Here is a 16984-nt window from a genome sequence, read left to right on the forward strand (position 1 = left end):
GCTCTGCGCCTGATCCGCGGCCGAGGACACCGAAGGGGGACCGTGCGTGCGCCGTGTTCCCCCTCCACCCCACGTGCTCTGCGTCCTCTGCGGGCTTCTCCTCGCCGTCGCCCTGCTCGGCGTCGCCCGTCACGTGCGGCCGGCCCCGTACGGGGACCGTTTCGCGCCGGCCGTGCCCGGGGAGCGGGAGCCGGGCACCGGAGCGTGGACGTCCCGGGCGCGGGGAGCCGCGGTGGTCGCCTATGACACCCGCACCGGTGTGCCACGCTGGCGGTACGCGCGCGTGGGGCATCGGCCGGTCGCCGTGCTGACCGAGCGCGGGCAGGCGGTCGTGCTGTGGGAGGACGGGCTGCTCACCGGCGCCGACGGCCGCTCGGTGCGCTGGCACCGCGCGCTGCCCGACGCGGCCGAGTGGCTCCCCGCCCAGGGCGGCACCGGCGTCCTGCGCTCCCTCGGGCACGGCATCCTCGGCGTCGTCACCCCGCACCGCGTCTCCGCGTACCGCCTCGCCGACGGTGATCTGCGCTGGGTGCTGCCCGCCCCCGCAAGCTGCGCGTTCCGGCCCGAGGGCGCCGTACGGCGCAGCGTGGTCCTGCTGATCGCCCAGCCCTGTGCGCGGGGCTCCTGGACCGGACAGCTCGTGGCCCTCGACGACCTCGGGCGGATCACCCCGGACCGCACGCCCCTGGGCAACGATCTTCCGCTGCGGACTCCGAACGCGCGGACGTAGAAAAACCGCTTGCACGGCCCCGTTAGACTTGGCCCATGGCCATTCTCCTCGCGCATTAGACGGCGGGAACGTCCTCAGCCGCCCACCCGCCAACCCCTGTACGCCCTGGAGTCTGTCCTTGATCTCCGCCTCCGGTATCGAGCTGCGCGCCGGTGCGCGCGTCCTCATCGAGAACGCCAGCTTCCGTGTCGCCAAGGGCGACCGCATCGGCCTCGTCGGCCGCAACGGCGCCGGCAAGACCACCCTCACCAAGTGCCTCGCGGGCGAGGGCATCCCCGCCGCCGGCCAGATCACCCGCTCCGGCGAGGTCGGCTACCTCCCGCAGGACCCCCGCACCGGCGACCTGGACGTGCTCGCCCGTGACCGCATCCTGTCCGCGCGCGGCCTGGACGTACTGATCCGCAAGATGCGCGAGAACGAGGAGCGCATCGCGACCGGCAAGGGCGGCACCCGCGAGAAGGCCCTCAAGCAGTACGAGCGCCAGGAGACGGAGTTCCTCACCAAGGGCGGGTACGCCGCCGAGGCCGAGGCCGCCACCATCGCCGCCGCGCTGAACCTGCCCGACCGCGTGCTCGGCCAGCCGCTGCACACGCTCTCCGGTGGCCAGCGACGCCGTATCGAGCTGGCCCGGATCCTGTTCTCGGACGCGGACACCCTGCTCCTCGACGAGCCGACGAACCACCTCGACGCGGACTCGATCACCTGGCTGCGGGACTACCTGAAGACCTACCGCGGCGGCTTCATCGTGATCTCCCACGACGTCGACCTGGTGGACACGGTCGTCAACAAGGTGTTCTACCTGGACGCGAACCGCGCCCAGATCGACGTCTACAACATGGGCTGGAAGCTCTACCAGCAGCAGCGCGAGGCCGACGAGAAGCGCCGCAAGCGTGAACGCGCCAACGCCGAGAAGAAGGCCGCCGCCCTCAACGCCCAGGCCGACAAGATGCGCGCCAAGGCCACCAAGACGGTCGCCGCGCAGAACATGGCCCGCCGCGCCGACAAGCTGCTCTCCGGCCTGGATGCGGTCCGCCAGTCCGACAAGGTCGCCAAGCTCCGTTTCCCGGAGCCCGCGCCCTGCGGCAAGACCCCGCTGATGGCCGAGGGCCTGTCGAAGTCGTACGGCTCGCTGGAGATCTTCACCGACGTCGACCTGGCCATCGACAAGGGTTCGAGGGTCGTCATCCTCGGCCTCAACGGCGCCGGCAAGACCACCCTGCTGCGGCTGCTCGGCGGGGTGGAGCAGCCCGACACCGGCGCGGTCGTGCCCGGTCACGGTCTCAAGCTCGGCTACTACGCCCAGGAGCACGAGACCCTGGACGCCGACCGCACGGTCCTGGAGAACATGCGCTCGGCCGCCCCCGACATGGACCTGGTCGAGGTGCGCAAGGTGCTGGGCTCGTTCCTGTTCTCCGGCGACGACGTCGACAAGCCGGCCGGTGTCCTCTCGGGCGGTGAGAAGACCCGGCTCGCCCTGGCGACCCTGGTCGTCTCGTCGGCCAACGTGCTCCTCCTCGACGAGCCCACCAACAACCTCGACCCCGCCAGCCGCGAGGAGATCCTCGGTGCGCTGCGCACCTACAAGGGCGCGGTCGTCCTCGTCACCCACGACGAGGGCGCCGTCGAGGCGCTCCAGCCCGAGCGGATCATCCTGCTCCCCGACGGCGTCGAGGACCTGTGGGGCTCCGACTACGCCGATCTCGTCGCGCTCGCGTGATCAACTGCGTATGGATCATTCGGCCCATCGGTGATCCATCATCTGTGTGAGATCTCCTCGTATCGGGGTGTGTCGTACACGGATTTTCCGGCCGATCCCTTGCGGGCCAAGGGGTCGGCCGTCTCGCGTCGCTGACCTGGCACTTCGTGAATCCACCCGTTCGGCTGTGTCGACACCACTCCTTGGAATCCTTGATTCCGCTTGTGGGGATCGACTCCTGTCGTCACAACGATGTCTCACGGACCTTGCCGAATGGGTGGCCATCACGCCCGAGAGGGGTGATCATGAGGAGACCAGAGCGCACTTCCCATGAGGAGGCACGGGTGGCCGAGACTCTGAAGAAGGGCAGCCGGGTGACCGGCGCCGCGCGCGACAAGCTCGCGGCAGACCTGAAGAAGAAGTACGACTCCGGTGCGAGCATCCGGGCGCTGGCCGAAGAGACCGGCCGCTCGTATGGCTTCGTACACCGGATGCTCAGCGAGTCGGGCGTCACGCTCCGTGGGCGTGGCGGAGCGACCCGGGGCAAGAAGGCCGCATCGTCCTGACTCCGGGCGGCCCACCGGCTTCGATGGTGGCCACCCGGTCGGCGATCTGACCGGCCGGGTGGTTACTGTGCAGTCACTTAGCATGTCGTGCACGTCGTACGGCATCCCATGATGACCGCACCCATCGGAGGCGCCCCATGGCTTCGCCCGACCAGGACCTCGCTCCTGTACTCGACAAGGACGGCGTACGGCTCACCGTCGACGACGCGCTCGCCACGGTGACGCTGACCAACCCGGCCAGGCGCAACGCGCAGAGCCCCGCCCTGTGGCGGGCGCTCACCGAGGCCGGGCGGCTGTTGCCGGGTTCCGTCCGTGTCGTCGTGCTGCGCGGCGAGGGCAGGTCCTTCTCCGCCGGGCTGGACCGGCAGATGTTCACCCCGGAGGGGATCCCGGGCGAGCCGACCTTCATCGAACTCGCGCGCCGTGACGACGCCGGGCTCGACGCGACCATCGCCGAGTTCCAGGAGGCGTTCACCTGGTGGCGGCGGAACGACATCGTGTCCATCGCCGCCGTCCAAGGGCACGCCATCGGGGCCGGTTTCCAGCTCGCGCTCGCGTGCGATCTGCGGGTCGTCGCGGACGACGTGCAGTTCGCCATGCGCGAGACCAGCCTCGGCCTCGTACCCGACCTGACCGGCACGCACCCGCTGGTCGGTCTCGTCGGGTACGCCCGCGCGCTCGAGATCTGCGCGACCGGGCGGTTCGTCGGGGCGGAGGAGGCGGTGGCGTCCGGGCTGGCCAGCGTCGCCGTGCCCGGCGGTCAACTGGACGACGCGGTGCGGGACTTGGCCGCGGCGCTGCTGGCGGCACCGCGCGATGCCGTCGTGGAGACCAAGGCGCTGCTCCGTGGCGCCGCTGACCGTACCTACGACGAGCAGCGTGCGGCGGAGCGTGCCGCCCAGGCACGCCGGCTCAGGGACCTCGCCGGCGCCGGCGAGTGAACCCGTCGCCGCCGAGGAGCCTCGCGCCGACCGGCTAACCGACCGCGGTGATCAACACCGCCACCGTCGGCCGGTCCTCCAGCGTGGCACGTACGACCTCGCGGACCCGCCGGGCCACGTCCACGGCCCGGTGGTCCGTGCTCGTCGACAGCTCCACGCGCACGTGCCGGTGCGGCAGTGCCGAGTCGGCCGTGCGCCGCTCCAGATGCACCGGCCGGCCGAGACCGCCCAGCGACCCCGTCAGGCCGTTCACCCCGGGCACGCCCAGCGCGGCCTGGGCCACCCGGGCCTCGTCCGGGTCCGTGGCCTCCCGCGCGGGCACCGGCCGCGGCGTACGCACCTCAGGGGCCGGCTCCTCCGTCTCCAGCAGGCCGGTCACCCGCAGGTCCACCTCCGTCACCGCGAGCCCGAGCCGCTCCGTCGCGGCCGTGGCCAGCGCCAGCCGCACCCGGGACGCGACCGCCGGCAGCGGTCCGGTGGCCATCGCGGCGAAGTCCGCCGTCAGCCGCAGCGCGCCCGGCGGCAGGGCGCCCGGCGGTGCCGGTACGACGGGCTCGCACACCTCCTCCGGGTCGGCGAGCGTGATCCGCAGCGCGCCCAGCCGCACCCCGGGCACCGCCGCCATCGCACGTTCCAGTACCGCCCCGGCCGCGCCCTCCGCGATCCAGGCCCCGTCGCGTGGCCCGCCCAGCGGCAGCAGCCGGCCCGGTCCGACCTGGTGCCGCACGCCCCGTGCCCATCGCTGCGCCGTCATTCCACCAGCCTGCCGTATCACCGGCGCGCGACCCGGGAACCTTGCATACGGTGGTCGCAGGACGATCGGAGGGGACGACGACCGAAAGGGACGTACGGCGATGACCGACATGACGACGACCCCCGAGGGCGACCACGAGCCGCAGGTGACGACCCGTAAGGCCACCCGGCGCGGTGGCGGCGACCCGGCGGCGCGCGGACGGACGACCATCGCCGACGGCGTCGTGGAGAAGATCGCGGGTCTCGCGGCCCGGGACGTGGTCGGCGTGCATGCCATGGGCAGTGGCCTGGCCCGCACCTTCGGCGCCGTGCGCGACCGGGTGCCCGGCGGCTCCAAATCGGTGACGCGGGGTGTGAAGGCCGAGGTCGGCGAGGTGCAGACGGCGCTGGACCTGGAGATCGTCGTGGACTACGGCGTCTCGATCGCCGATGTCGCCCGTGCCGTACGGGAGAACGTGATCGCAGCAGTGGAACGCATGACCGGACTCGAGGTGGTCGAGGTCAACATCGCGGTCAGCGACGTCAAACTGCCCGACGAAGAGGACGAGGAGCCGGAGCCGCCCCGCATCCAGTGACGCGCCGGCGACCCGACACGGCACACCCGACGAGCTGAGGAGCGCCGCATGAGCATGGCAGTGATCGGCATGATCGCTGGAATGGCGCTGGGCTTCGCCGGGTACTTCGGCGGCTTCGCCGCCTTCCTGCTGGTGGCGGCGCTGGGTGCGATCGGGTTCGTCCTCGGCCGGTTCGCCGACGGCGACCTGGAACCGGGTGAGTTCTTCCGCACCCGTGGCGACCGGCGCGACCGGCGGCGGTGACCGGGGTGACCGCCGGGACCGGGGTGGTGCGCCCGGCGTCGGCCCTCGTGCCGCCGGGCGAGCGCGGCGCCACCCGGATCGCCGACCGGGTCGTGGCGAAGACCGCCGCGCAGGCCGCCCGCGAGGCGCTGCCGCCGTTGCCCGCCGACGCGGCCGCCCCGCACGCCACGGTCGTCGTGCACCAGGGGACGGCCCGCCTGCGTGTGCACCTCGAACTCGGCTACCCCTGCGACATCGGCGCCCACTGCGCCGCCGTGCGTCGCCATGTCGCCGAGCGGGTATGCGCCTGGGTGGGCCTGGCGGTGCCCGAGGTCGCCGTCCAGGTCGAACGGCTGCACCCGGCACCGCACGGGAGGGCGTGATGAGCGAGTCCCGGACGACCACCCCGACCCTCGACAAGGACGCCGGCGCCACTCCGGCCACCGCCGCCGGGGGCAGCGGCCGCTTCTGGTCGCCGCGCCGTGTCCCGGCGGCCGTCGTCGCGGTCCTGCTGCTGGCCGGGGCCGGCCTCCTGCTCTACGACATCGCCGCCGTACGCGTGCACCACCCCGCGATGCACTGGCGCCGGGCGCTGGCCCGGCAACTGGCCGAACGCCCCCTGGACGACACCTGGGTGCTGACCGGCGCGGCCGTCGTCGCCGCCCTCGGGCTCTGGCTGATCGTCCTCGCGGTCACTCCCGGCCTGCGTGACCTCCTGCCCATGCGGCGCCCGCACCCCGACGTCCGGGCCGCGCACCGGCGCGACGCGGCGGCGCTCCTGCTGCGCGACCGGGCCATGGACGTGTCCGGGGTCCGCTCGGTCCGGGTGCGGGTACGCCGTACGAAGGCCGACGTCCGTGCCGTCTCGCACTTCCGCGACCTGGACGAGGTACACGCCGATCTGGTCACCGTGCTCACGGACGCGATCCGGGGCCTCGGCCTGACCCGGCCGCCCACGCTGTCCGTGCGGGTGAGCCGGCCCGGACGGAAGGGGTGACCGCGATGCGCGGGGGCGGTCTCCACCGCGTCGTCCTGGCACTCGCCGGCCTGCTGCTTTTCACGCTCGGCGGCGCCGTGCTGGCCGTGGGCCTGGGCGTGCCGCCGCCTTCCTGGTGGATCCACACCGGCCCGCACGACGTCCTGCTCACCCGGGCCGAACGCACGCGCTGGCGGGGCACCGACTGGTGGTGGGCAACGGTCGTCGGCGGACTGGCCGTCGTGGTCCTGCTCGCCCTGTGGTGGCTCACGACGGTCCTGCGCCGTCACCGGCTGACCGAGGTCCTGATCGACACCGGCGCCGACGAGTCCGCCCTGCTGCGCGCCGGGGCCCTGGAGTCGGCCCTGGCCCGGACAGCCGTCCAGCAGCCGGGCGTGGCCCACGCCGGGATCCTGCTGCACGGCCGCCGTACGGCACCGACGGCACGGGTCTGGCTCGAACTGGAGCCAGGGGTGGATCCGGCGGCGGCCCTGGCCGGGTTCACGGCCGGGGCGCTGGCTCAGGCGCGCGAGTCGGCGGGGCTGGTGTCGCTTCCGGCGGAGGTGCGCATCAGGGCGGTCAAGCACCGTGCGGAGCGGGTCACCTGAGGCGGCAGGCCGTCAGAACCCGTGCCGCATCCCGCCGTCCACGGGCAACATGACCCCGGACAGGTAGGAGGCCGCCGGAGACAGCAGGAACGCCGCGATCCGCCCGAACTCCTCCGGCGCCCCGTACCTCCGCAACGGAATCCGGGACTCGTTGGCGGCCCGAGTGGCCTCGGGGTCGGCAGACAGCGCGTCCAGCTCGCGCACGCGGTCCGTGTCGATGCGCGACGGCAGCAGCCCCAGCACCCGGATGCCCCGCGGCCCCAGCTCGTCCGCGAGGGACTTGGCGAACCCGGCGAGCCCCGGCCGCAGCCCGTTGGAGATGGTCAGCCCCGGAACCGGCTCGTACACCGACGACGACAGCACGAACGCGATGACGCCGCCCTCCTCCAGCTCGGAAGCCGCCGTCCGCGCGAGCCGCACCGCCCCGAGGAACACCGACTCGAACGCGTTCCGCCACTGCTCGTCGGTGTTGTCCGCGACGAACCCCGGCGCCGGTCCGCCCACGCTCACCAGCACGCCGTGGAACGCGCCGAAGTGCTCACGGGCGGCCGCGACGAGCCGCTCCGGAGCCTGCGGGTCGGCGTTGTCGACGGCGACGCCGACCGCGTTCGGGCCCAGTCCGGCGGCGGCGTCGGCCACCCGCTCGTCGTCCCGGCCGCTGATCACGACCTTCGCCCCGTCGGCGACGAGTTCCCGCGCGGCGGCGTTGCCCAGCCCGCGGGTCGCCCCGGTGACGACATACACCCGGTCCTTCAGTCCAAGATCCATGGCCCTATCCTGCCTGGTCGTCCCCGAACAGCGTGAGGGCGGTGTTCACCAGCCCGACGTGGCTGAAGGCCTGCGGGAAGTTGCCCAGCTGGCGGCCGCGGACGGGGTCGTACTCCTCGGCCAGCAGCCCCACGTCGTTGACCAGGCCCACCAGCCGGTCGAACAGCTCCCGCGCCTCCTTGGTCCGGCCGGTCATGTGCAGCGCGTCGGCCAGCCAGAACGAGCAGGCCAGGAAGGCGCCCTCGCCACTGGGCAGCCCGTCGACCGTCGAGTCCTCGGTGTCGTACCGGCGCAGGAAGCCGCCGTGCCCGAGGTCGTGGCCGACCGCGTCCACCGTGCCGGCCACCCGCGGGTCGTCCGGGGGCAGGAAGCCGACGCGCGGGATCAGCAGCAACGCCGCGTCGAGTTCACGGGAGCCGTAGTACTGCGTGAAGGTGTTGCGCTCGGGGTCGAAGCCCTTCTCGCACACCTCCCGGTGGACCTCGTCGCGCAGCCGGCGCCAGCCCTCCAGGTCACCGTCCAGCTCCTTGTGGTGCTCAAGCGTCCGCACGGCCCGGTCGGCGGCCACCCACACCATCACCTTGGAGTGCACGAACTGGCGCCTCCCGCCGCGCACCTCCCACAGGCCCTCGTCCGGCTGCCGCCACGCCGACCGCAGGAACTCCATCAGCGAGCGCTGTATGGCCCACATGTGCGGCCGGGTCGGCAGGCCCGACGCGCGGGCCAGCGACAGCGAGTCCATCACCTCGCCGTACACGTCGAGCTGGAGCTGGTCGACGGCGCCGTTGCCGATGCGTACGGGGCGGGAGCCGGCGAAGCCGGGCAGCCAGGGCAGCTCCGTCTCCGGCAGCCGGCGCTCGCCCGCGACGCCGTACATGATCCGCAGGTCGGCCGGGTCGCCCGCGACCGCGCGCACCAGCCAGTCGCGCCACGCCCCGGCCTCCTTGTGGTAGCCCGCGGTGAGCAGCGCGCCGAGGGTGAGGGTGGAGTCGCGCAGCCAGCAGTACCGGTAGTCCCAGTTGCGCACGCCGCCCGGCTGTTCCGGCAGTGAGGTGGTGGCCGCGGCGACGATCCCGCCGGTCGGGACGTAGGTGAGGGCCTTCAGGGTGATCAGGGACCGTACGACCACGTCCCGGTGGGGCCCGTCGTAACGGCACGCCCGGGCCCAGCGCCGCCAGTCGGTGACGCTGCTCTCCAGGGCCTCGTAGGGGTCGGTCGGCGGCGGCCGGCGCTCGTGCGAGGGGTGCCAGGTGAGCACGAACGCGACCCGGTCGCCCCCGCCGACCGTGAACTCGCCGTGGGTGCCGTAGTCCTCGCCCCACGTGCGCACGGCCGGCTCGGAGCGCAGCCAGACCGAGTCCGGCCCCGCGACGGCCACCCGGTGCCCGTCCGAGCGGCGCACCCACGGCATGATCGAGCCGTAGTCGAAGCGCAGGCGGAGGGTGCTGCGCACGGTGACCCGTCCGCTGACCCCTTCGACGATGCGTACGACGTCGGGGGCGCGGTCGCGCTGCGGCATCAGGTCGGTGACGCGGACCGTGCCGCCGGCGGTCTCCCACTCGGTGTCGAGGACGAGGGTGTCGGAGCGGTAGGCGCGCCGCGTGCAGGTGCCGGCGCCCTCGGGGGCGATCCGCCAGTAGCCGTGGTTCTCGTCGCCCAGCAGCTTCGCGAAGCAGGCGCCGGAGTCGAAGCGGGGCAGGCACAGCCAGTCGATGGAGCCGTTCGTGCCGACCAGCGCGGCGGTCTGCTCGTCACCGATGAGGGCGTAGTCCTCGATGCGCGCGTCCACGGGATGCGGCTTCCCGGCGGGCCAGGAGGCCAATCAGGTGGTGCGCCGGGGGAGTGGGGGAGTGGAGCCACCCGGGGGAAGCCCGGGGTCAGACCGAGGCCGGTTCCGTCTCCTGCGGCGTCGCCTCCGCCGCGGCCTCCTCCCGGTCGCGGATCTCCCGCTTGACCAGGAACCACCAGCCGACCGGGACGGCCGCGGCGAACAGCCACCACTGGATCATGTACGCGTAGTTGAGCGGCGCGTCCTCGCTGCCGGGGTCGGAGATCTGTTCCGGGGAGCCGCCCCTGGGCATGGGGGCCGTCTGCTCGACGTAGCCGCCGAGCACCTGCGCGCCGAGCCGGTGCGCCTCCTCCGCGCTGTTGATCAGCATGATCTGCCGGTCGGGGAGGCCCTTGACGTTCTTGATGCCGCTGGCCGCGGTCGTCTCGTCGGCCATCAGCCGCCCCGTGACGGTGGTGCGGCCGGAAGGCGGTGCGGGGATCTTCGGGAAGGCGGTCTGGACTCCGTCGGCGGGGATCCAGCCGCGGTTGACGAGCACCACCTTGCCGTCCGTGAGGACGAACGGGGTGAGCACGTGGAAGCCGACCTCGTCGTCGGAGTTGGTCCGGCGCCGGACCACGACCTCCCTGGCGGTGTCGAAGGTGCCGGTCGCGGTGACCGTGCGGTACCTCTCGGTGCGGGTCACGGTGTGCCCGGGGGAGGACAGCCGCTCGACCGGGACGGGCCTCGCGTGCAGCGCCGCGGAGACCAGGTCGTTGCGCGCGGTGCGCTCCTCGTAGCGGTGCTTCTGCCAGAAACCCAGCCTGATCATCGTCGGGATCAGCGCGATCGCGACGAGCGTGAGGATCACCCACTGGCGGGACAACAGGAAGCGGTAGCGGTGCACCCCACGACGGTACCTCTGCGCCGTGGGGTGCATTCGGGCGGGTACCGGGTCACACCCGGTCGACGATGCCCGTCTTCCCCTCGGCCCGGGCGCAGTGGGCGCCGCAGAACCACGCGCCGTCGGCTTCCACGCCCTGGCCGATGATCTGCACCCGGCAGTGCTCGCAGAGGGGAGCCATGCGGTGGATCGCACAGGAGAAGCAGTCGAACACATGCACAGCGCCCTGTGCGTGGACCTCGAAGGTCATTCCGTAGTCGTTGCCGCAGACTTCACATTTCGCCATGCGCCACAGGGTGAGCCGTCGCAGGGGCCAGGGCGAGCGGGTTCCGGGTGAGTCGTGTGCCAATCACTCATCCGTACGATCACTCGCCGGCCGGCTCGACGTCCCGCAGCAGCTGGCCGAACGCGGCCTCGTCGACGACCGGCGTGCCGAACTGGCGTGCCTTGACCACCTTGGACGTGCCCGAGTCGGGGTCGTTGGTCACCAGCAGGCTGGTCAGCCGGGAGATGCTGGACGCCACGTGCAGACCCGCCTCGGTGGCCCGGTCCTCCAGCAGCTCGCGCTCGACGGACGTGTCCCCGGAGAACGCCACACGCATGCCCTGTTTGAGAGGTTTGCCGTCTTCGTACCGGCCTGGGTTGGGATAGCGGCAAGCGGGCCTTTTACGGGAGGGGCGCCAACTGGCGGACCGGTAGCCGCCGTAGCCTCCCTGTCCGCCGGACGCCTGCCGGGGCACCGGGCGGTCCGACCACTCCGTCAGCGGCCGGCACTCCAGCAGCGGCAGCCGTACGCCGCCCGCCGCCGCGGCCCGCAGGCTGGGCCGGAACGCCTCCGCCAGCACCCGCGCGTCGTCCAGCGCGTGGTGCGCCCGCTGCTGTACGACCCCGTAGTGCGCCGCCAGCGACTCCAGCTTGAAGTTGGGCAGCGGGAGCCCCAGCTCCTTCGACAGCGCGATCGTGCACAGCCGCTGACGCACCGGCGCCTCGCGCTGCGCGCGCGCGTACTCCCGCGCGATCATCTGCCAGTCGAAGACGGCGTTGTGCGCGACCAGCACCCGCCCGTCCAGCCGGGCGGCGAACTCCTCGGCGATGTCCGTGAACAGCGGCGCCCCTTCGAGCACCTCGCTCGTCAGACCGTGTATCCACACGGGGCCCGGATCGCGCTCCGGGTTGACCAGCGTGTACCAGTGGTCCTCGACCTCACCCTGCTCGTCCAGCCGGTAGACGGCCGCCGAGATGATCCGGTCGTCCCGGGCCAGGCCGGTGGTCTCCACGTCAACGACCGCGTATCCCTTCGGATACGCGGCCGGCCACTGGGTGGGGGAGGACACTGCGGTCGCACGGTCTTCGAGCATGGTCACTGAGGATACGGGCCACGACTGACACTCCCGACCTTCAGGGCGGTCCACGGGCCCGCCGGGCCGCTCGGCCGCTCGAACCCCGCACGCGCGTGCGGGGTCGTACCCGGGCCTCTCAGCCGGCCGGGCCGGGCGGTCGCGCGGGCGAGCGGTCGGCCGGCGCCAGCAGGGCACGTACCAGCGCCCGTACGGACGTCTCGAACAGTCGCCCGGTGTCCGCCGGCCGGGCCAGCGCGCGCGTCAGCGCGGGGTCGTCCCCGGCGGTCTCGGCGCCCCACAGCTCCTGTTCGCCGGGATGCTGCACCGGCGCCCGCTCGCGGTTGCGTTCCACCAGCACATGGCCGACGACCTGGAACTGCACGGCCCGCACGAACTCGGCGGCCCGGGCGCCGCGCAGCCCGGCGGCGTGCGCCTCGCGCACCAGGACCCGCTGGGCGGGCAGGAACATCCGCTCGGTCAGTCCCCGTTCGTGCACCAGGGCCACCAGGTGCGGATGGTCGCGCAGTTGCCGGCGCAGCTCGCGGGCGACGCCGGCCACGCGCTGCTCGGGTGTGCGTCCGGCCGGGCGGATCTCGCCGAGCTCGGCCACGGTCCGCTCCACGAGCGCGTCGAGCAGCGCCTCACGGCCGCCGACATGCCAGTAGATCGACGTCACGGCGGTGCCCAGTTCCGCGGCGAGCCCCCGCATGGTGAGCGCGTCGGGCCCGTGCCGCTTCACCAGTGCGGCGGCGGCGTCCAGCACCGCCTCCCGGGTCAGCGCGCTTCTCGTGCCGCTCGTCATGGTCCCCCCACCTCCCGTCCGCACGCGTGTCTTTACCCCGCACGGAGTTGGCTGTAACAGTGTTACAGGTGACGGTCCGTCAGAAAGCTCTGTCGGCAGAAGGGCGGTACGGCGTATGGCACGCGCACGCGTACGGTACGGCGCACGGACCGAGCGGGAGATCGCCGCGACGCGCACCGCGGGCGCACGGCTCCCCGCCGTCTGGTCCACCGGCGTGGTGGCCGTCTGGGAGACCGACCCGGACGCGGTCGCCGCGGTCCTGCCACCACCCCTGAAACCCACCGGACGTCCACTCGTCCGGGTGACCGTCAGCAAGGTCGACCTGCCCGGATACCCGCTGGGCGCCGGCTCGTTCGCGGTCGCCGCCGCGCACGGCACGGTCGAGGGCTGGTACCCGCTGGTCATGCCGATGACCCACGAGCGTGCCCTCACCGGCGGGCGCGAGGTCTTCGGTGAGCCCAAGAAGCTCGGCGCGGTGACGGTCGAGCGCGACGGCGGCGGCGTGCGCGCGGCGCTGGCCCGCAACGGCATCGCGTTCGTCGAGGTGCGCGGCACGGTCGGTGCCGGACTGCCTCTGCCGGAGCCGAGCCGCAGGACCGACTTCTACTTCAAGTTCCTGCCCGCCGTGGACGGTTCGGGCTTCGACACCGACCCGGTGCTGGTGCACTGCGTCCGCCACGAGAAGGTGCGCCGGCTGGAACGCGTCACCGGCGAGGTCGTCCTGCGCGAGTCGCCGTACGACCCCGTGGCCGACCTCCCGGTGCTGCGCCTGCGCGAGATCACCCTCGGTGAGAAGACCAGCGACCAGAGCGGCCGGGTCGTCGAACGGGTCGACGCCCGGGCCCTGCTGCCCTACGTCCACCAGCGCTACGACGACCCGCTGCAGGTCCTCGACGCGCCGCCCGAGGGGAGCAGCTGATGGACCTCGAAGCCGGACAGGTCGCCGTCGTCACCGGCGCGGCGAGCGGGATCGGGCTCGCGATGGCCCGGCGGTTCGCCGCCGAGGGCCTGAAGGTGGTCCTCGCCGACGTGGAGGAGGCCGCACTCGGCAAGGCCGCGGCCGGTCTGCGCGCCGAGGGCGCCGACGTGCACGCGCGCGTGGTCGACGTCGGCGAACGCGCCCAGGTCATGGAGCTGGCCGAGGCGGTGTACGACACCTACGGCGCCGTACACGCCCTGTGCAACAACGCGGGCGTCGGCTCGGGCGCCGAGGGCCGGATGTGGGAGCACGACCCGAACGACTGGCGGTGGGCCTTCGCCGTCAATGTGTGGGGCGTCTTCCACGGTGTCCAGGCGTTCGTGCCCAGGATGATCAACTCGGGTCAACCCGGTCATGTGGTCAACACATCCAGCGGCGACGGCAGTATCGCACCCCTGCCGACCGCCTCCGTGTACGCCGTCACGAAGGCGGCCGTCGTCACCCTCACCGAGTCCCTGTACGCGCACCTGAAGGCCGAGCACGCGCGCGTGGGCGCCTCCGTGCTCTTCCCCGGCCCGCACATGCTGCGCACCGGCCTGTGGGAGTCGCACCGCAACCGCCCCGCCCGCTATGCCAAACAGCGCCCGCGCAGGACCCCGTACCGCAGCCTCGACCAGTGGGAGGCGGCGATGCGCGCGGCCGGTGAGGAGGTCCGCTTCACGCCCGTCGAGGAGGTCGCGGACCTCGTCGTGGCCGGGATCCGGGCGGACCGCTTCTGGCTGCTGCCGGCGAGTGAGCACAGCGACACGCAGATCCGCGCGCGGGCCCGGTCGATGCTGGACCGGGTGAACCCGTCGTACCTCGAAAGCTTCGTCCTGGACTGAGAGGGGGCCGTGATGAGCACCGACGACCCGTACCTGATCATCTCCTCCGACTGCCACGCCGGGCTGCCCACCGAGGAGTACCGGCCCTATCTGGAGAGCCGTTTCCACCGGGACTTCGACGAGTTCCTCGCGGGCCAGGGGCGGCGCCGCGAGGAGATGACCCGGCTCGGCATCCGCAACGAGGCCTTCGCCGACCGGTGGTTCCGTGACAACGAACAGGGCCTGCGCGGTGGCTGGGACACCGCGCAGCGCCTGAAGGAGCTGGACGGTGACGGCGTGGCCGCCGAGGTGGTCTTCCCGGACGCCGACGCCGTCGACAGCCGCACCGCGGCCCCCTTCGGCGTGGGCCTCGGCCTGACCGGCGACCAGGACCCGGAACTGGGCATGGCCGGCGCGCGGGCGCACAACCGCTGGCTCGCGGACTTCGTCTCCGAGCACCCCGAACGGCACTGCGGAGTGGCCCTGCTGCCGATCACCGGTGAGGTGTCCGAGGTCGTCGCCGAGGTCCGGCGGGCCCGTGAGTCCGGCCTCGGCGCCCTGATGATCCCGGCCCTGTGGGCGGACAAGGAGCCCTACCACGACCGCCGCTACGACCCCGTGTGGGCGGCCGCCGCCGAGTGCGGCATGCCGGTGCTCACCCACTCCGGCGCCGCCCCGCGCGAGGAGTACGGCGACCACCTCGGCATCTATGTGAGCGAGGTGACCTGGTGGCCGGCCCGGCCCCTGTGGTTCCTGCTCTGGTCCGGCGTCTTCGAACGCCACCCGTCCCTGCGCTTCGGCGTCGCCGAGTCCGGCTGCTGGTGGCTGCCGAACCTGCTGTGGTTCATGGACCGCCTCTACCTCGGCGCGCACGGCGGCAAGAAACTCTCCCCGTTCCAGGAGCTGAAACGCCCGCCGCACGAGTACCTCGACCGGCAGGTGTTCGTCTGCGCCACCAACACCAAGCGGCGCGAGCTGGCCCAGCGCTACGAGATCGGCGTCGACAACATCCTCTGGGGCAGCGACTTCCCGCACCCCGAGGGCACCTGGCCGGACACGCGCGCGTGGCTGCGCCGTACCTTCCACGACATCCCGGTGGACGAGACCCGCCGGATGCTGGGCCTCGCGGCGGCGGAGGTCTTCGGCTTCGACGCCGAGAAGCTGACGCCGCTGGCCCGCCGCATCGGCCCGACCCCCGCCGACCTCGGCCAGCCCGCCGGCCAGGCGGCCGTGGAGGCGTCCTGGGCGCACTCGCGCGAGGTGGGCCGGCACTGGCTGACCGACCACGACTTCCCGGTCCTGGGGGTGACCCGATGAACGACGACCGCTACACGGTGATCTACGCCGACTGCCACGCGGGGGCCGACCTCCTGGACTACAAGCCCTACCTGGAGAAGCGGTACCACGACGACTTCGACCTCTGGGCGGCCACCTACGTCAACCCCTACGAGGACCTGCTGGCCGACTCCGCCGACCGCAACTGGAACTCCGAGCGGCGCCTCGCCGAACTGGAGGCGGACGGGATCGTGGCGGAGGTGATCTTTCCCAACACCATCCCGCCGTTCTTCCCGTCCGGCTCCCTCATGGCCCCGCCGCCGACCACCGAGGACTTCGAGCGGCGCTGGGCCGGACTGCGCGCCCACAACCGCTGGCTCGCGGACTTCTGCGCGGCCGCGCCGGGCCGCCGGGCCGGTGTCTTCCAGATCCTGCTCGGGGACGTCGGGGAGGCCGTCAAGGAGATCCGGTGGGCCGCGTCGGCGGGCCTGAAGGGCGGCCTCATGCTGCCCGGCACCCCGCCAGGCTCCGGCCTGCCCGAGCTGTACTCGCGCACCTACGACCCGATCTGGGCCGCCTGCGCGGAACTCGGCGTCCCCGTCAACCACCACGCCGGCTCGGCCTCCCCGCCGCTCGGCGAGGAACCGGCCGCCCGCGCGGTGTTCATGGTGGAGACGACCTGGTTCTCCCACCGCGCCCTGTGGCACCTGGTGTTCGGCGGCGCCTTCCGCCGTCACCCGGAGCTGAGACTGGTCCTCACCGAACAGGGCTCCGGCTGGATCCCCGGAGTGCTCGGCATGCTGGACTACTACCACGGCCGCCTGGTCGCCGCGGCCACGAAGGCGGACACGGCCGAGGCCAAGTTCGGCGCCGGACTCGCCGCCGGCATGGGCGCGCCGCCCTCCCGGGTCTGGCAGGACAACTGCTTCGTCGGCGCCAGCTTCATGCGCCCGCACGAGGTGCCGCTGCGCGACCGCATCGGCGTCGACAAGATCATGTGGGGCAGTGACTACCCGCACGACGAGGGCACCCACCCCTACACCCGCGAGGCCCTCCGCTTCGCCTGCGCGGGCGTTCCCCCCGCCGAACTCGCGGCCATGCTCGGCGGCAACGCAGCCCGTGTCTACGGCTTCGACCTGGCCCTCCTCGACCCCATAGCGGCGAAGGTGGGCCCCACCGTGAGCGAGATCGCCGCGCCCCTGACCCAGCCCCCGGCGGACGCGACCAGCCCGGTCTTCGCGCGGGGGGCGTCGGTGCGGGTGTGGTGACGGCGGGGGT

At 72.9% G+C, this 16984-nt stretch carries 20 protein-coding genes; 13 read left to right on the forward strand and 7 right to left on the reverse strand.

Translation table 11 applies throughout. The features are described from left to right. Nucleotides 1–46: 46 nt before the first annotated feature. From ACZ7HQ_RS05585 to ACZ7HQ_RS05600, 4 genes are all read left to right on the forward strand, one after another. Nucleotides 47–730 (forward strand): hypothetical protein, encoded by a 684-nt coding sequence (locus ACZ7HQ_RS05585; protein WP_470984999.1) that lies wholly within the window; start codon nucleotides 47–49, stop codon nucleotides 728–730. A 118-nt stretch (nucleotides 731–848) separates the two neighbouring features. Further along, nucleotides 849–2447: a ribosomal protection-like ABC-F family protein gene (gene abc-f / locus ACZ7HQ_RS05590; RefSeq protein WP_470985000.1), complete on the forward strand. Its 1599-nt coding sequence runs from the start codon at nucleotides 849–851 to the stop codon at nucleotides 2445–2447. A 323-nt stretch (nucleotides 2448–2770) separates the two neighbouring features. Continuing rightward, a complete protein-coding gene (locus tag ACZ7HQ_RS05595; RefSeq protein ID WP_004002281.1) occupies nucleotides 2771–2992 on the forward strand; it encodes a helix-turn-helix domain-containing protein in 222 nt (73 codons plus the stop codon). A 137-nt stretch (nucleotides 2993–3129) separates the two neighbouring features. Then, nucleotides 3130–3933 carry an enoyl-CoA hydratase/isomerase family protein gene (locus ACZ7HQ_RS05600; protein WP_470985002.1) on the forward strand — a complete coding sequence of 268 codons (804 nt, stop codon included), beginning with the start codon at nucleotides 3130–3132 and terminating at the stop codon, nucleotides 3931–3933. A 34-nt stretch (nucleotides 3934–3967) separates the two neighbouring features. On the opposite strand, the gene ACZ7HQ_RS05605 is transcribed toward ACZ7HQ_RS05600, so the two are convergent. Next, nucleotides 3968–4687, reverse strand: coding sequence for a nucleopolyhedrovirus P10 family protein (locus ACZ7HQ_RS05605; RefSeq protein WP_470985003.1), 720 nt, complete (start codon nucleotides 4685–4687; stop codon nucleotides 3968–3970). A gap of 100 nt (nucleotides 4688–4787) precedes the next feature. Between ACZ7HQ_RS05605 and ACZ7HQ_RS05610 the strand changes: the two genes are divergently transcribed. From ACZ7HQ_RS05610 to amaP, 5 genes are read left to right on the forward strand one after another with little or no spacing between them, the layout of a single operon-like run. Then, nucleotides 4788–5261, forward strand: a complete 474-nt coding sequence (locus tag ACZ7HQ_RS05610; protein WP_470985005.1) for an Asp23/Gls24 family envelope stress response protein — start codon at nucleotides 4788–4790, stop codon at nucleotides 5259–5261. A gap of 48 nt (nucleotides 5262–5309) precedes the next feature. Continuing rightward, a complete protein-coding gene (locus ACZ7HQ_RS05615; protein WP_470985007.1) occupies nucleotides 5310–5504 on the forward strand; it encodes a hypothetical protein in 195 nt (64 codons plus the stop codon). Next, on the forward strand, nucleotides 5501–5866 hold the full coding sequence (locus tag ACZ7HQ_RS05620) for an Asp23/Gls24 family envelope stress response protein (RefSeq protein ID WP_470985009.1): 366 nt from the start codon (nucleotides 5501–5503) through the stop codon (nucleotides 5864–5866). The genes ACZ7HQ_RS05615 and ACZ7HQ_RS05620 overlap by 4 nt, the downstream gene beginning before the upstream one ends. Continuing rightward, nucleotides 5866–6480 (forward strand): DUF6286 domain-containing protein, encoded by a 615-nt coding sequence (locus tag ACZ7HQ_RS05625; protein ID WP_470985011.1) that lies wholly within the window; start codon nucleotides 5866–5868, stop codon nucleotides 6478–6480. The genes ACZ7HQ_RS05620 and ACZ7HQ_RS05625 overlap by 1 nt, the downstream gene beginning before the upstream one ends. 5 nt (nucleotides 6481–6485) lie before the next feature. Next, entirely contained in the window at nucleotides 6486–7067 is a 582-nt protein-coding gene (amaP, locus tag ACZ7HQ_RS05630) for an alkaline shock response membrane anchor protein AmaP (RefSeq protein WP_470985013.1), read from the forward strand. 12 nt (nucleotides 7068–7079) lie between these two features. On the opposite strand, the gene ACZ7HQ_RS05635 is transcribed toward amaP, so the two are convergent. The 6 genes from ACZ7HQ_RS05635 to ACZ7HQ_RS05660 form a co-directional block, all read right to left on the reverse strand. Further along, complete coding sequence (locus ACZ7HQ_RS05635; protein ID WP_470985016.1) at nucleotides 7080–7835, reverse strand: SDR family oxidoreductase; 756 nt, start codon at nucleotides 7833–7835, stop codon at nucleotides 7080–7082. A gap of 4 nt (nucleotides 7836–7839) precedes the next feature. After that, entirely contained in the window at nucleotides 7840–9624 is a 1785-nt protein-coding gene (locus ACZ7HQ_RS05640) for a glycoside hydrolase family 15 protein (protein WP_470985018.1), read from the reverse strand. Between the two features lie 88 nt (nucleotides 9625–9712). Further along, nucleotides 9713–10510 carry an SURF1 family cytochrome oxidase biogenesis protein gene (locus ACZ7HQ_RS05645; protein WP_470985021.1) on the reverse strand — a complete coding sequence of 266 codons (798 nt, stop codon included), beginning with the start codon at nucleotides 10508–10510 and terminating at the stop codon, nucleotides 9713–9715. A 49-nt stretch (nucleotides 10511–10559) separates the two neighbouring features. Continuing rightward, entirely contained in the window at nucleotides 10560–10793 is a 234-nt protein-coding gene (locus ACZ7HQ_RS05650; RefSeq protein ID WP_470985024.1) for a hypothetical protein, read from the reverse strand. Between the two features lie 79 nt (nucleotides 10794–10872). Continuing rightward, nucleotides 10873–11865 carry a DEDDh family exonuclease gene (locus tag ACZ7HQ_RS05655; protein WP_470985026.1) on the reverse strand — a complete coding sequence of 331 codons (993 nt, stop codon included), beginning with the start codon at nucleotides 11863–11865 and terminating at the stop codon, nucleotides 10873–10875. A 118-nt stretch (nucleotides 11866–11983) separates the two neighbouring features. After that, nucleotides 11984–12649: a TetR/AcrR family transcriptional regulator gene (locus tag ACZ7HQ_RS05660; protein ID WP_470985029.1), complete on the reverse strand. Its 666-nt coding sequence runs from the start codon at nucleotides 12647–12649 to the stop codon at nucleotides 11984–11986. 115 nt (nucleotides 12650–12764) lie between these two features. On the opposite strand from ACZ7HQ_RS05660, the gene ACZ7HQ_RS05665 reads away from it, so the two are divergent. From ACZ7HQ_RS05665 to ACZ7HQ_RS05680, 4 genes are read left to right on the forward strand one after another with little or no spacing between them, the layout of a single operon-like run. After that, on the forward strand, nucleotides 12765–13568 hold the full coding sequence (locus ACZ7HQ_RS05665; protein WP_470985030.1) for an acetoacetate decarboxylase family protein: 804 nt from the start codon (nucleotides 12765–12767) through the stop codon (nucleotides 13566–13568). After that, nucleotides 13568–14452 (forward strand): SDR family NAD(P)-dependent oxidoreductase, encoded by an 885-nt coding sequence (locus ACZ7HQ_RS05670; protein WP_470985032.1) that lies wholly within the window; start codon nucleotides 13568–13570, stop codon nucleotides 14450–14452. The genes ACZ7HQ_RS05665 and ACZ7HQ_RS05670 overlap by 1 nt, the downstream gene beginning before the upstream one ends. Before the next feature lie 12 nt (nucleotides 14453–14464). Continuing rightward, nucleotides 14465–15748 carry an amidohydrolase family protein gene (locus tag ACZ7HQ_RS05675; protein ID WP_470985034.1) on the forward strand — a complete coding sequence of 428 codons (1284 nt, stop codon included), beginning with the start codon at nucleotides 14465–14467 and terminating at the stop codon, nucleotides 15746–15748. After that, nucleotides 15745–16974: an amidohydrolase family protein gene (locus tag ACZ7HQ_RS05680; protein ID WP_470985037.1), complete on the forward strand. Its 1230-nt coding sequence runs from the start codon at nucleotides 15745–15747 to the stop codon at nucleotides 16972–16974. Before ACZ7HQ_RS05675 ends, ACZ7HQ_RS05680 begins: the two co-directional genes overlap by 4 nt. Nucleotides 16975–16984 lie beyond the last annotated feature (10 nt).

This window comes from Streptomyces sp. NPDC037290 (genome assembly GCF_055603245.1).